At 45.2% G+C, this 14155-nt stretch carries 11 protein-coding genes; 10 read left to right on the top strand and 1 reads right to left on the bottom strand.

Features of this window, described 5'->3' with window-relative positions:
* Positions 1 to 124 precede the first annotated feature (124 nt).
* The 10 genes from ilvD to ilvA all read left to right on the top strand — a co-directional run bounded on the left by ilvD (position 125) and on the right by ilvA (position 13231).
* The gene (gene ilvD, locus FO440_RS10545; protein ID WP_144248146.1) at positions 125 to 1831 is read left to right on the top strand and encodes a dihydroxy-acid dehydratase; all 1707 of its coding nucleotides are present in this window, start codon (positions 125 to 127) and stop codon (positions 1829 to 1831) included.
* A gap of 108 nt (positions 1832 to 1939) precedes the next feature.
* Positions 1940 to 3679, top strand: a complete 1740-nt coding sequence (gene ilvB / locus FO440_RS10540; RefSeq protein ID WP_186292633.1) for a biosynthetic-type acetolactate synthase large subunit — start codon at positions 1940 to 1942, stop codon at positions 3677 to 3679.
* 82 nt (positions 3680 to 3761) lie between these two features.
* The gene (gene ilvN, locus FO440_RS10535; protein ID WP_144248144.1) at positions 3762 to 4367 is read left to right on the top strand and encodes an acetolactate synthase small subunit; all 606 of its coding nucleotides are present in this window, start codon (positions 3762 to 3764) and stop codon (positions 4365 to 4367) included.
* Between the two features lie 122 nt (positions 4368 to 4489).
* Positions 4490 to 5548 carry a ketol-acid reductoisomerase gene (gene ilvC / locus FO440_RS10530; RefSeq protein WP_144248143.1) on the top strand — a complete coding sequence of 353 codons (1059 nt, stop codon included), beginning with the start codon at positions 4490 to 4492 and terminating at the stop codon, positions 5546 to 5548.
* Between the two features lie 119 nt (positions 5549 to 5667).
* On the top strand, positions 5668 to 6831 hold the full coding sequence (locus FO440_RS10525) for a 2-isopropylmalate synthase (protein WP_144248142.1): 1164 nt from the start codon (positions 5668 to 5670) through the stop codon (positions 6829 to 6831).
* 40 nt (positions 6832 to 6871) lie between these two features.
* Positions 6872 to 8278, top strand: coding sequence for a 3-isopropylmalate dehydratase large subunit (leuC, locus tag FO440_RS10520; protein WP_144248141.1), 1407 nt, complete (start codon positions 6872 to 6874; stop codon positions 8276 to 8278).
* 87 nt (positions 8279 to 8365) lie between these two features.
* The gene (gene leuD, locus FO440_RS10515) at positions 8366 to 8962 is read left to right on the top strand and encodes a 3-isopropylmalate dehydratase small subunit (protein ID WP_144248253.1); all 597 of its coding nucleotides are present in this window, start codon (positions 8366 to 8368) and stop codon (positions 8960 to 8962) included.
* 149 nt (positions 8963 to 9111) lie between these two features.
* Positions 9112 to 10629 (top strand): alpha-isopropylmalate synthase regulatory domain-containing protein, encoded by a 1518-nt coding sequence (locus tag FO440_RS10510; protein WP_144248140.1) that lies wholly within the window; start codon positions 9112 to 9114, stop codon positions 10627 to 10629.
* Positions 10630 to 10717: 88 nt separating this feature from the next.
* A complete protein-coding gene (leuB, locus tag FO440_RS10505; protein ID WP_144248139.1) occupies positions 10718 to 11776 on the top strand; it encodes a 3-isopropylmalate dehydrogenase in 1059 nt (352 codons plus the stop codon).
* 210 nt (positions 11777 to 11986) lie between these two features.
* The gene (gene ilvA / locus FO440_RS10500; protein ID WP_144248138.1) at positions 11987 to 13231 is read left to right on the top strand and encodes a threonine ammonia-lyase IlvA; all 1245 of its coding nucleotides are present in this window, start codon (positions 11987 to 11989) and stop codon (positions 13229 to 13231) included.
* A 146-nt stretch (positions 13232 to 13377) separates the two neighbouring features.
* Here the strand turns inward: ilvA and FO440_RS10495 are convergent, their stop codons facing one another.
* Positions 13378 to 14067, bottom strand: a complete 690-nt coding sequence (locus tag FO440_RS10495) for a carboxypeptidase-like regulatory domain-containing protein (protein ID WP_144248137.1) — start codon at positions 14065 to 14067, stop codon at positions 13378 to 13380.
* Between the last annotated feature and the right edge of the window lie 88 nt (positions 14068 to 14155).

Here is a 14155-nt window from a genome sequence, read left to right as displayed (position 1 = left end):
TAATACTTAATTGAAAAAATCACATTAACCTATTGCCAGTTTTTTTGTGGATGCCTATCTTAACAGTAACATAAAAGCAATCATTAGGAAACCTAATTCCTGCAATAACTAATACTACTAAAAAATGAGTTCATCTAACAGCACAACCGGCGTAGAGTTAAATAAATATAGTAAAACTTTTACGCAGGATCCTACTCAACCTGCCGCACAGGCCATGCTTTACGGCGTTGGCTTAACCGACGACGACATGCAAAAAGCACAGGTCGGCGTGGCAAGTATGGGCTATGACGGCAATACTTGTAACATGCACCTTAATGACCTGGCTAAGATCGTTAAAGAAGGTATTTGGAACGAGGATCTGGTCGGGCTGATATTTAATACGATTGGTGTGAGCGATGGCATGGGCAACGGTACCCCGGGTATGCGTTATTCATTAATCAGCCGTGATGTTATTGCAGATTCTATCGAAGCGGTTACCGCTGCACAATATTATGATGGTTTGATCACCCTGCCGGGTTGCGACAAAAACATGCCGGGCTCTATTATGGCTATGGGCCGTTTAAACCGTCCGTCTATCATGGTTTACGGCGGTACTATCCACCCTGGTCACTGGAAAGGCGAAGACCTGAACATTGTATCGGCTTTTGAAGCTTTGGGTAAAAAAATTGCCGGCACTATAAGTCCTGAAGATTTTCAGGGTATCATTAAAAATGCCTGCCCGAGCGCGGGTGCCTGTGGCGGTGTTTATACAGCTAATACCATGGCTGCTGCTATTGAGGCTATGGGCATGAGCTTGCCTTATTCATCATCGAACCCTGCTTTAAGCGATGAGAAAAGAGCAGAATGTTTAGCGGCAGGTAAAGCAATAAAAATTTTATTAGAGAAAGATATTAAACCAAGCGATATCATGACCCGCAAAGCATTTGAAAATGCGATAGTGGTAATTATGGTATTGGGCGGCAGCACCAACGCGGTATTGCACATGATAGCCATGGCAAAAAGCGTTGATGTAAAATTAACCCAGGACGATTTTCAGGAGATCAGCAACCGCATACCGGTACTGGCCGATATGAAGCCAAGCGGTAAATATATGATGACCGATCTGCACAATGCCGGCGGTGTGCCAGCGGTAATGAAATACCTGTACAAACAAGGCTGGTTGCATGGCGATTGTATGACAGTAACCGGTAAAACCGTAGCCGAAAACCTGGCAGACGTACCTGATCTGGATTTTAGCAAGCAAGATATTATCTGGCCGGTTGAAAAACCTGTTAAGGCCACCGGGCACTTACAGATCCTTTACGGAAACATTGCCGAAGGTGGCAGTGTAGCTAAGATCAGCGGTAAAGAGGGCGAGCGTTTTTCAGGACCTGCCCGTACGTTTGATGGTGAGTTTGAACTGATTGATGGTATACAAAGCGGCCGAGTCAAAGCGGGTGATGTGGTAGTTATCCGCAACGTGGGCCCTAAAGGCGCGCCCGGTATGCCTGAGATGCTTAAACCAACATCAGCCATTTTTGGTGCAGGTTTGGGTGCATCGGTAGCATTGATCACCGACGGCCGTTTTAGTGGTGGTACCCACGGGTTTGTGGTAGGCCACATCACCCCCGAAGCTTTTGACGGGGGCGCTATAGGCTTGATACAGGATAATGATCCGATAGAAATTGATGCTACCACAAACAGCATCAACCTTAAAATATCTGATGAGGAACTTGCAGCACGTAAAGCCGCATGGAAACAACCCGCTTTAAAAGCTACTAAAGGGCTATTATATAAATATGCCAAAACTGTTTCAACTGCAGCCGAAGGCTGCGTAACAGACGAGTTATAGCCCCCCTGCCCCCTAAAGGGGGAGTAAGAGGGAACTAATAAAATTAAATAAATCCGAAATCTAATCCCGATAGCTATCGGGACGATATCCGAAATAAAAAACAAGAGTATGGAAGTTGCACAACAAGAAATACTAACAGAAACAGCTACCAAGGCAACCACAAAGGTTTCCGGATCGGTAGCTTTATTAGAAGCATTAATTGCAGAAGGCGTTGATACCATTTTCGGTTATCCGGGTGGTGCCATCATGCCTATTTATGATGCTTTGTATGATTATAATGATAAGCTTAACCACATTTTGGTTAGGCATGAGCAGGGCGGCACACATGCCGGCCAAGGCTATGCACGTACATCGGGCAAAGTGGGTGTGGTTTTCGCTACCAGCGGGCCAGGCGCTACTAACCTGGTAACCGGTTTGGCCGACGCGCAGATTGACAGCACACCCTTGGTTTGTATAACCGGGCAGGTATTCGCTCACCTTTTAGGTACCGATGCTTTCCAGGAAACTGACGTGATCAACATCACAACACCGGTTACCAAATGGAACTACCAGGTAACTGATGCCAACGAGATCCCCGAAGTTATTGCCAAAGCTTTTTACATTGCAAAAAGCGGCAGGCCGGGTCCGGTTTTAATTGACATCACCAAAAATGCTCAGATCCAGTTATTTGACTACGAAGGCTATACCAAATGTGAGCATATCCGCAGTTATCGCCCAAAACCTATTGTACGCCCGCAGTATATCGAGCAGGCGGCAGCTTTAATTAACCAGGCTAAAAAACCATTTATATTATTTGGCCAGGGGATATTATTAGGTACTGCCGAGCAGGAGTTCAAGGCATTTGTTGAAAAAAGCGGTATCCCGGCAGCGTGGACCGTATTAGGTGCAGGCGCTATCCCTACAGACCACCCGTTAAACGTGGGTATGCTGGGTATGCATGGTAATTACGGCCCTAACGTATTAACTAACGAGTGCGATGTGTTAATAGCCATAGGCATGCGTTTTGACGACCGTGTAACAGGCCGCCTGGATAAATATGCTAAACAGGCAAAGGTTATCCACTTGGATATTGACCCTGCCGAAATTGATAAGAATGTTAAAACAACCGTACCTGTTTGGGGCGATTGCAAAGAAACATTGCCTTTACTAACTGCTTTGGTTGAAGAAAAACAACACACCGAATGGTTAGCTAAATTTAAAGAATACACCCGCCAGGAAACTGAGGCCGTTATTGAAAAAGAACTTAACCCTCAAACAGGCGAAATGACCATGGGTGAGGTAATTAAACAATTAAATGACCTTACCGGTGGCGAAGCTGTTATTGTAACCGACGTTGGCCAGCACCAGATGGTGGCTTGCCGTTACGCTCAGTTTAACAAAACGCGCAGCAATGTAACCAGCGGTGGCTTAGGTACTATGGGCTTTGCATTACCTGCTGCCATAGGCGCAAAATATGGGGCACAAGACCGTACCGTAGTAGCTATTATTGGCGACGGCGGGTTCCAGATGACCTGCCAGGAGTTAGGCACTATCATGCAGAGCGGTGTTGATGTAAAGATCATTATCCTGAACAACCGTTTCCTGGGTATGGTTCGTCAATGGCAGGAACTGTTTAATGACCGCAGGTATTCGTTCGTTGATATTCAAAGCCCTGATTTTGTGGCATTAGCTGCAGCTTATCGCATACCGGGCAAACGCATTGACGAGCGTGCAGACCTGCAGGGTGCCTTAAAAGAAATGCTGGATAACAAAGGTTCGTTCCTGTTAGAGGTGATGGTAACCAAAGAGAACAATGTATTCCCGATGGTACCGCAAGGCTGCAGTGTTAGTGAAATAAGGCTTAAATAAGTAAAAAGGTAAAAGCTGAAAGCTAAAAGGTTAATGACCAATGACAGCGAAGCTAAATGACCAATGACTAATTAATAAGACAATGAGCAACGAAGAATTAGGCAAGCAGGAATATAACATCACTATCTATACAGAGAACCAGGTTGGTTTATTGAACAGGATAGCGATCATATTTACGCGCCGTAAAATAAATATAGACAGTTTGAATACTTCTCCATCAGAAATTGAGAGTATCCATCGTTTTAATATCGTTATCACCGAATCAGAAGAAGTGGTACGCAAACTTACCCGCCAGATCGAGAAACAGGTGGAGGTTTTAAAAGTGTATTACCATACTAATGAGGATGTGATCTGGCAGGAACTTGCCCTGTACAAAGTATCAACAGATATTATTGCAGAGAAAGTTAGCGTTGAGCGTTTATTACGCGAAAACGGTGCACGCGCGGTGGTGATCCGTAAGGATTATACCGTGTTTGAAACTACCGGCCATCGGGAAGAGACCGACAACCTGATCAGCATTCTACAGCCTTACGGACTGATAGAGTTTGTACGCAGCGCCAGGGTAGCTATTATTAAAGACAGCGAAGGCTTTAACTCAAAACTGCGCGAATTTGAAAGATTAGAACCGGGCGAAGAAGTAATTGAGAACGAATATTTGAACAAAGGCAGCAAGGTATTTACCATGTAGCCGAGAACAAAATAGAATAAGAATCGGTGTAATCGAAAACACATCGGTGTAATCAAATAAACAAGTAACAACATAAACAATCGATGCGAATCGGTTAAATCAAACAATAAAACAACAAAAAAATGGCAAAATTAAATTTCGGCGGTACTGAAGAAAATGTAGTAACCCGCGAGGAGTTCCCTCTATCGAAAGCACAAGAGATCCTGAAAAACGAAACTGTAGCTGTAATTGGTTATGGCGTACAAGGCCCGGGTCAGGCACTTAACCAAAAAGACAACGGTATCAACGTAATTGTTGGTCAGCGTAAAAATTCAAAAACATGGGATAAAGCTATCAGCGATGGTTTTGTACCGGGCGAAACCCTTTTTGAAATTGAAGAGGCTTTAGAAAGAGGAACCGTAATTTGTTATTTATTAAGCGATGCTGCACAGATTGCTTTATGGCCAACTGTTAAAAAACACCTTACTCCGGGTAAAGCATTATACTTTTCTCACGGGTTTGGTATCACTTTCAACGAGCAAACAGGTATTATCCCTCCTGCTGATGTTGACGTATTTTTGGTTGCTCCAAAAGGATCAGGTACTTCATTACGCCGTATGTTCCTGCAAGGCCGTGGCTTGAACTCAAGCTACGCTATCCACCAGGATGCTACAGGCAAAGCTTTTGAGCGTGTTATTGCTTTAGGTATTGCTGTAGGCAGCGGTTACCTGTTCGAAACAAACTTCAAAAAAGAAGTTTATAGCGATCTAACCGGCGAGCGTGGTACTTTAATGGGTTGTATTCAGGGAATCTTCGCTGCTCAGTACGAAGTATTACGCAGCAACGGCCACTCTCCATCTGAATCATTTAACGAAACTGTTGAAGAGTTAACCCAATCATTAATGCCTTTAGTTGCAGAAAATGGTATGGATTGGATGTATGCAAACTGCTCGACCACTGCACAACGCGGCGCTTTAGACTGGTGGAAACCTTTCCGCGACGCTACTAAACCGGTGTTTGAAGAATTGTATAACAGCGTTGCTACCGGCAAAGAGTCACAACGTTCAATCGACTCAAACAGCAAACCAGATTACCGCGAGAAACTGGATGCTGAATTGGCAGAATTACGCGAAAGCGAATTATGGCAGGCAGGTAAAACCGTACGTAGCTTACGTCCGGAAAACCAGGCTGTAGAAGCATAAGCCCCCCTGCCCTCCATAGGAGTCCTTCGGACCCTAAAGGGGGAGTACCAGGGCAAATAAATTTAGCGATGGGTTTATACCCATCGCTATTAATGAAACAACAACAAACAATAAAAGATATGTTACACGATCCAAACCGAGTCTATGTTTTTGATACCACGCTACGCGATGGCGAGCAGGTACCGGGCTGCCAGTTAACCACCCCAGAAAAGATTGAGATTGCGCATGAACTGGAAGCATTAGGCGTTGACATTATTGAAGCAGGCTTCCCGATATCAAGCCCCGGCGATTTCCAGAGCGTGGTAGAGATATCAAAGGCTGTAAAGAACCCCACCGTTTGCGCGCTAACCCGTGCCAACAAAGGCGATATAGATGCCGCTGTCGAATCGCTTAAATATGCAAAGCACCCGCGCATACATACAGGTATTGGCTCGTCTGATATGCATATCAAACATAAATTTAACAGTACCCGCGAAGAGATATTGGAGCGCGCTGTTGAAGCCGTAAAATACGCCAAGAAATCTGTTGAAGATATTGAGTTTTATGCAGAGGATGCCGGCCGTGCCGACGTTCATTACCTGGCACAAATGGTTGAAGCTGTTATCGCCGCAGGCGCGACAGTGGTAAACATCCCTGACACTAACGGCTATTGCCTGCCGGACCAATACGGAGCAAAAATTAAATTCCTTAAAGAGAACGTTAAGAATATAGATAAGGCCATTATATCTGTGCATTGCCATAATGACCTGGGTTTAGCTACGGCAAACTCAGTTGCAGGCCTGCAAAACGGTGCCCGCCAGATAGAGGGTACCATTAATGGCATTGGTGAGCGTGCGGGTAATACTTCAATTGAAGAAGTGGTGATGATCTTAAAAACTCACCAGGTATTGGGCCTATATACCAATATCAATGCTAAGAATTTTTATGAGCTGAGCCGTATGGTAAGCTCGCAAATGCGTATGCCGGTACAGCCTAATAAGGCTATTGTTGGCAGCAACGCTTTTGCACACAGTTCAGGCATCCACCAGGATGGTTTCCTGAAAAACCGTGAAAACTACGAAATTATCAGGCCCGAGGATGTTGGTTTCCCAAGCGCGAGTATTGTATTGACCGCCCGCAGCGGCAGGCATGCTTTAAAGTTCCACCTGGAGCGCTTAGGTTATAACCTTAGCAAAGAGGAACTGGCCGATGCATATCACCGTTTCCTTACTTTGGCTGATAGTAAATTAGATATAAATGATGAAGATCTGTTAACATTGGTGGCCGCTAATAAAATAGCATAAACTATCTTTGTATAACCGATTGTAATAAAACAAAATAACAATGAGCAAGACATTATTTGATAAGGTTTGGGACGCGCACGTGGTACGCAAGATCGAAGACGGGCCGGATGTGCTTTTTATTGATCGCCACCTTATTCACGAAGTTACCAGCCCGGTAGCCTTTTTAGGCTTAAAGAGCCGTGGTACAAGGGTATTATACCCTAACCGCACATTCGCTACTGCCGACCATAACACACCAACCATTCACCAGGACCAGCCGGTTGCCGATCCTTTATCGGCCAACCAGTTACACATGCTGGAAGAAAACTCAAAAGAATACGGCATCAGCCACTGGGGATTGGGCCATCAAAAAAACGGTATCGTTCACGTAGTAGGCCCTGAGTATGGTATTACCCAGCCGGGTGCAACCATCGTTTGCGGCGACTCGCATACATCAACGCATGGTGCTTTTGGCGCTATCGCCTTTGGTATCGGTACGTCAGAGGTTGAAATGGTTTTGGCTACCCAATGTATCATGCAGCCTAAGCCTAAAAAAATGCGCATTAACATTAATGGCAAATTAGGCAAAGCGGTTACACCAAAAGATGTTGCCCTGTTCATTATCTCACAACTGACCACATCAGGCGCTACAGGCTATTTTGTAGAGTATGCCGGTGATGTTTTTGAGAACATGACCATGGAAGGCCGTATGACCGTTTGTAACCTGAGTATTGAGATGGGTGCACGCGGCGGTATGATCGCTCCGGACGAAACTACCATTAACTATGTAAAAGGCCGCGAGTTTAGCCCTAAAGGCGAAGCATGGGACAAAGCGTTAGCTTACTACAAAACCTTAAAGACCGACGAAGGTGCGGTATTTGATAAAGAATTGACTTTTGATGGTTCAACTATCGAACCGATGATCACTTACGGTACCAACCCGGGTATGGGTATGGGTATATCGCATAACATCCCTGATGCCGAGCAGGTTGAAGGCGGTGTAGCGACTTACGAGAAATCATTAGGCTATATGGGTTTCCATGAAGGTGACGCCATGATAGGTAAACCTGTTGACTTTGTTTTTGTGGGCAGCTGTACCAATGGCCGTATTGAAGATTTCAGGGCATTTACATCGCTGGTAAAAGGCAAGCATAAAGCAGACAATGTTACGGCCTGGTTAGTACCCGGATCGCACATTGTTGAGGCGCAAATTAAAGAAGAAGGCCTGCTGGATATTTTGAACGAAGCCGGTTTCGAGCTTCGTCAGCCGGGTTGCTCTGCCTGTTTAGCCATGAATGACGATAAAGTACCTGCCGGCAAATACGCGGTGAGTACGTCAAACCGTAACTTTGAAGGCAGGCAAGGCCCGGGCGCACGTACTATGCTGGCCAGCCCGCTGGTTGCAGCAGCAGCAGCAGTTACCGGCGTAGTAACAGATCCGCGTACTTTAATTGAAGAACTTGTTTAACAGTCGATAGTCCATAGTCGATAGTCCATAGCCAAAATGCTATTTGTACTATCGACTATGGACCATGGACTATGGACCAATAAAAATATGGCTTACGATAAATTTAACATACTTACAAGCACCGCGGTACCACTGCCTATTGAGAATGTGGATACCGACCAGATCATCCCTGCCCGCTTTTTGAAAGCGACAGAGCGCGTTGGTTTCGGTGATAACTTATTCCGCGATTGGAGATACAATGCGGACAACACCCCAAAAAGCGACTTTGTGCTGAACGATCCTACCTATAGCGGCAAGATCCTGGTGGGTGGTAAAAACTTTGGCTCAGGCTCATCGCGCGAACACGCTGCCTGGTCTGTTTATGATTACGGTTTCCGTTGCGTGGTATCCAGCTTTTTTGCTGATATCTTCCGTGGTAACTGCTTAAATGTTGGTGTGCTGCCGGTACAGATCAGCCCTGAATTTTTAGAAAAGATCTTCGCGGCTATTTATGCTGATCCGAAAACAGAATTAGAGGTTAATTTAGAAGCGCAAACCATTACCCTGTTATCAACAGGCGAAAAGGAAAGCTTTGATATTAACGGCTATAAAAAGAACAACTTGCTTAACGGCTTTGACGATATCGACTATCTGCAAAGCATAAAAGGCGAAATTGAGGAATTTGCTAAGCAGCTTCCTTTATAAATTCCATAAAAAGCTCCCCTCTTGAGAGGGGGCGCGACGGACAGTGCGGCTGCAGGGGTGTGTTATGCAAAGCGACAGGACACACCCCTCCACCCCTCTCGAGAGGGGAATCGCACAGCCCGCCGCATTTTTATTAGACCACCAACCAAATGGACCGCAGGAAAATAGAGATAATGGATACCACACTCCGCGATGGAGAACAAACATCGGGGGTATCATTTTCCATATCAGAAAAATTAACCATTACCCAACTATTGCTTGAAGAGTTAAAGGTAGACCGCGTGGAGATTGCCTCTGCACGGGTATCTGAAGGCGAGTTCCAGTCGGTAAAGGCTATTATGGATTGGGCGGCAAGCCATAATTATACCGACCGTATTGAGGTACTATCGTTTGTTGATAACGGGGTATCTATCGACTGGATGATCAATGCCGGCGTTAAGGTGCAAAACCTGCTGACCAAAGGATCATTAAACCACCTTACCCATCAGCTTAAAAAAACACCCGAACAGCATTTTGCCGAGATAAAAAAGGTGATTGACCTTGCCGCCAAAAACGGCATAGCTACCAATGTGTATTTAGAGGATTGGAGCAACGGCATGCGTAACTCGCCCGAATACGTGTGGCAGTATCTCGATTTTCTGACCACGCAGCCGGTAAAGAGGTTACTGCTGCCGGATACGCTGGGCGTTTTGACACCTTTAGAGACTTTCCTTTTTATAAGCAAAGTGCGCGAAAAGTACCCGACAATGCACATCGATTTTCATGCGCATAATGATTACGACCTGGGTACTGCTAACGTTTTGGAAGCTGTAAAAGCCGGCGTAAATGGTTTACATTTGACCATTAACGGTATGGGCGAACGTGCAGGTAATGCCCCATTGGCAAGCGCTATTGCCGTACTGAATGATTTTGCACCTGATGTTAAGACACAGATAGAAGAATCATCTATTTACAAAGTGAGCAAGCTGGTGGAGACATTCTCGGGCGTGCGGATCCCGACCAATAAACCTATTGTAGGCGAGAACGTATTTACCCAAACTGCCGGCATCCATGCCGATGGTGACAATAAGAACAACCTTTATTTTAACGACCTGCTACCTGAACGTTTTGGCCGTAAGCGGGAATATGCCTTAGGCAAAACATCAGGCAAAGCCAATATTGAAAAGAACCTTCAGGAACTGGGCCTGAAACTGAACGATGCCGACCTGAAAAAAGTTACCCAACGCGTAATTGAACTGGGCGACAAAAAAGAAACGGTAACCAAGGAAGACCTGCCCTATATCATATCTGACGTATTGGACAGCAACTATTACGATCAGAAGGTGGTAGTTGAGTCGTACGTATTAACCAATGCTATGGGCCTGCGCCCTTCGGCTACGCTTTCGATAAATATTGAGGGCGAAAAGTTTGAAGAGAACGCGCAGGGCGATGGCCAGTTTGATGCGTTCATGAAAGCACTGGCAAAAGCTTATCAAAAGAAAAAAAGGAAATTACCAACGCTGATAGACTACGTGGTACGTATAGCGCCGGGCAGTAGCACCGACGCATTGTGCGAAACCATCATCACCTGGGAAACCCCTGAAAAGAAATTTATAACCCGCGGCTTAGATTCAGATCAAACCGTGTGCGCCATTAAAGCCACACAGAAAATGCTGAATATAATTTAAGAGGCAAGAATCAAGAGACAAGAAACAAGACTAAAGCAAAATAAATAAGTGAAATCACACCTTAATCGGTGAAATCAAAAAAATCATAATGAAACTAAATATCGCCCTTTTGGCAGGAGACGGCATCGGTCCGGAAGTTATTGACCAGGCTGTGAAAGTATCAAACGCTATCGCAAAGAAATTTAACCACGAAATTGAATGGACATCGGCCCTTACCGGCGCTGCTGCTATTGACGCCGTTGGCGAGCCTTACCCTGATTCGACCCACGCGGTTTGTATGGCCGCCGACGCGGTATTGTTTGGCGCTATTGGCCACCCGCGTTTTGATAACGACCCTACCGCTAAAGTGCGCCCTGAGCAGGGTTTACTTAAAATGCGTAAAGCATTGGGCCTGTATGCCAACGTGCGCCCTACTTTTACATTCCCGTCGCTAATTGATAATTCGCCGCTTAAACGCGAGCGCATTGAAGGTACTGACCTGATCATTTTACGTGAGCTGACCGGTGGCATTTATTTTGGCGAACGTGGCCGTAAAGATGATGGCGATACCGCATTTGATACCTGTACCTATACTAAAGAAGAAGTTGTACGCCTGGCTAAATTGGGTTTTGAAATGGCCATGCAACGCGGCAAAAAGCTTTGCTGTGTTGATAAAGCCAACGTACTGGAAACCTCACGCCTTTGGAGACAAACTGTACAGGCTATGGAAAAAGATTATCCTGAAGTTACGGTTAGCTATGAGTTTGTTGACGCCGTGGCTATGCGCCTTGTACAATGGCCAAGCAGCTATGACGTATTGATCACTGAAAACTTATTTGGCGATATCCTGACCGATGAGGCATCAGTTATCTCCGGTTCGATGGGATTAATGCCATCATCATCAATCGGGGTTCATACGTCGTTATTTGAGCCTATTCACGGTTCTTATCCGCAGGCAGCAGGTAAAGACATTGCTAATCCGTTAGCTACCGTGCTTTCAGCCGCTATGATGTTTGAAGACGCTTTCGGTTTGAAAGAAGAAGCAGCCGCTATTCGTGATGTGGTTAACAAGTCACTGGCCGAAGGTGTTGTTACCGAAGACTTGGCCGGCAAAAACAAAGCCTACAAAACTAGCGAAGTTGGTGACTGGCTGGCAGCGAACGTGTAACCCCCTAACCCCCTGAAGGGGGAATAATTAACAATATTCAAAGCCCTGTTTATAATAGGGCTTTGTCATTTAACACCCATCGTCATTCTGAGCGATAGCGAAGAATCTTGTACGAGCGATCTGTCGCCAGGCGTTTAAGATTTCTCACTCGTTCCTCGTATCGAAATGACATTAAAGGTTAACTTTGCAACCTCAAAAATATACTGTATTATGTCAGGTACTGCTCAACTAAATTCTGAAGCCGCGGCACAGCGCCTGGCCGATGTTGTAAAACATACCCCGCTTATTTATAATCCCCGCTTATCAGAAAAATACGATTGCGAGATCTACCTGAAACGTGAGGACCTGCAGGTGGTACGCTCCTACAAACTGCGCGGCGCTTATAACATGATCAGCCAGCTGTCTGCCGAAGAATTAAGCCGAGGGGTTGTTTGCGCCAGCGCGGGTAATCATGCGCAAGGTGTAGCTTTTTCATGCGATAAGCTGGGCACCAAAGGAGTAATTTTTATGCCCGAGATCACTCCGAAACAAAAGGTACAGCAAACAGAAATGTTTGGCAACGGCAGCGTTAAACTGGTTTTGGTAGGCGATACTTTTGATGATTGCCTGGCGGAAGCTCTGGCTTATACCAAAGAACACCAGATGACCTTTATCCCCCCTTTTGATAATTACAGCATTATTGAGGGCCAGGGAACGGTAGGTGTAGAAATATTAGAAGACCTGCCCGGCACAGAAGTGGTGGTTATGCCTATCGGCGGCGGGGGCTTAGCAGCCGGTGCAGGAACCTACCTGAAAGAAAAAAAGCCTGGCATCACCTTAATAGGTGTTGAACCCGAAGGCGCACCTTCTATGCTTGAGGCGTTTAAACACGGCGGCCCGGTTACGCTGCAACAAATAGACAGGTTTGTCGACGGTGCATCGGTAAAACGTGTAGGTAATTTAACCTACGACCTGTGTGTAAATACACTTGACGATGTGAAATTAGTTGCCGAGGGAAAAGTATGTACCACCATATTAAAACTATACAACGAAGAAGCGATAGTGGTTGAACCCGCGGGCGCTTTATCGGTAGCAGTGTTAGACCAATGCATCGACCAGATTAAAGGCAAAAAAGTGGTCTGCGTGATCAGCGGCGGAAACAACGATATTGCCCGCATGCAGGAGATCAAGGAAAAGTCTTTGTTGTACGAGGGATTGAAGCATTACTTTATAGTACGTTTCCCCCAACGGCCCGGCGCGCTCAAATTATTTGTGAACAATGTATTAGGCCCGCATGATGACATTACCCGTTTCGAGTTTATCAAAAAGACAGAAAAGGAACAAGGCCCCGCACTGGTAGGGATCGAGCTAAGCAATAAAGAAGATTATACCGGCCTTTTAAAACGCTTTGAAGAGCACCGCTTCGAGGTTATCGAACTGAATAAAGAACAGACCTTGTTTGAGTATTTGGTGTGATCCCTATTAAACCATTGTCATTTCGATACGAGGAACGAGTGAGAAATCTTATACATGCGATCAGTAGCATGGTGTTTAAGATTTTTTCGCTATCGCTCAAGAGAATAGTCCTCACTTCGTTTCGAAATGACAACTTTGTGTTGGCGTTATTGCCCATTATTCAACGTCGGCAATACTCTTTTGTCTGCCGGTAATGCTTTGTATTTCTTGTAAGAGTCGTTAACATAAACCGCAAGCGATGGGCCTGTATTGCTTTTTACGTAGGCATAGCTTGGGCGGTACATCGCCATAAATGTTCTCAATTCTTCTCCTTTTAGCGGCACCAGCGAACCTACATAGGTTGCTGTATAATATTTATCTACATAACGCTCGCGCTCTTCACTGTCAAAATATTTCTTTAAGCGCCTTGCCCTTTTGGCTTCGCCCGAGAACCAGGTGCTTGGTGAAAATACGTAAACCTTACTTTTCTCATACACCTCTGGGTACTCGGCACGCGGATCAAATGTGGCTACCCTTGTTGAGGTAATATTTACCTCGTTCAATACTGTACCCATAGGTTTAAGCTCGACCTTTACAGGCCTCATGTCGGCCACAAACAAAGTATCAGACACATAACCCGGCGAATCAAAAACTATCGTATGTCCCGTTGCCGTATTAATTTCAAACCTGCCTTTTTCATCTGCCAGGCTTACTTTTTTACTGTTGATATCATGTATAAAAACAGTGCTTATTTTTGAGTTGCTTCCCAACTCAACTACAGTGCCTTTTAATGCATCCTGCGCGTTGGCAGTATAGGTAATAAACAGAGTTGCGAGGAAGATTAAATAGCGTTTCATAGGTTTATAGATTATTGTGTTAAGTTAAGTCAATTATAGTACCAATAGTAATAATTCAACTTTATTTAACAAATACATTACAAACAAA

Origin of the sequence: Mucilaginibacter corticis (assembly GCF_007558865.1) — a bacterium.
Taxonomy (GTDB): domain Bacteria; phylum Bacteroidota; class Bacteroidia; order Sphingobacteriales; family Sphingobacteriaceae; genus Mucilaginibacter; species Mucilaginibacter corticis.
This window is presented reverse-complemented; position numbering and strand designations above follow the sequence as displayed.